We start from the raw sequence: 328 nt of genomic DNA on the forward strand, positions 1-328 counted from the left end.
CTGAGCGATGCCGACATCACTGCCGGCAAGGTGGCTTACGAGTTTGACCGTCCGGCGGACGGCGTGAAACTGACTGTCACCGCGACCCTGGTGGATGGGGCGGGTAACGTTTCGGCTGAAGGTAAAGACAGCGCGGTGATGGGCGACACCACCGCGACCGGCGCGCCGACGGTGGTCATCACCGAAGATGCCAACAACGACGGCACCATCGACCGCACCGAAATCAACGGCAAAGTGAATGTCGAAGTGGGCCTGCCGGCGGAAGCCAAGGCGGGTGACACCCTCAAGGTGAGCGGCCAGGCCGACCGGGTGCTGAGCGATACCGCCC

The 328-nt window shown here is 64.6% G+C and carries 1 protein-coding gene; it reads left to right on the top strand.

From position 1 onward, the window contains the following. Positions 1-328, top strand: a 328-nt coding sequence (locus tag BN1130_RS22750) for a hypothetical protein (RefSeq protein WP_042044151.1), incomplete at both ends; no start/stop codon positions are given.

Origin of the sequence: Aeromonas rivuli, assembly GCF_000820045.1 — a bacterium.
GTDB classification, from domain to species: Bacteria; Pseudomonadota; Gammaproteobacteria; order Enterobacterales; family Aeromonadaceae; genus Aeromonas; species Aeromonas rivuli.